This window comes from Citrobacter sp. TBCS-14 (assembly GCF_005280805.1).
GTDB lineage: Bacteria > Pseudomonadota > Gammaproteobacteria > Enterobacterales > Enterobacteriaceae > Citrobacter > Citrobacter gillenii.
Window position 1 is genome coordinate 256 of the sequence record NZ_SZWM01000473.1, and the last position, 335, is coordinate 590.

Annotated in this window: 1 protein-coding gene; it reads left to right on the forward strand. The window is 52.8% G+C overall.

Translation table 11 applies throughout. The features are described from left to right. Nucleotides 1–335 (forward strand): HAMP domain-containing sensor histidine kinase (locus FDX22_RS31315; RefSeq protein ID WP_255432963.1); only part of this gene is annotated, 335 nt, incomplete at both ends.

A 335-nucleotide genomic window follows, 5' to 3' on the forward strand; every position in this document is an offset into this window, starting at 1 on the left:
CTGGTGGAAAGCGTGGTTTCAGCACATAGCCTGCCTGCTCGCGCCAAAATGATCCATACTGATGTTGCGCTGGCGGCGAACGCTTGTCTGGCCGAACCCATGCTGTTAATGAGCGTGCTGGACAATCTTTATTCCAATGCGGTGCACTACGGCGCTGAATCCGGTAACATTTGGATCCGCAGCAGTTTGCATGGCTCAACGGTATATATTGATGTCATAAATACCGGCACACCGATTCCAGAAGCAGAACAGGCGATGATCTTCGAGCCTTTTTTCCAGGGCAGCCATCAGCGAAAAGGGGCAGTCAAAGGAAGCGGGTTGGGGCTGAGCATAGC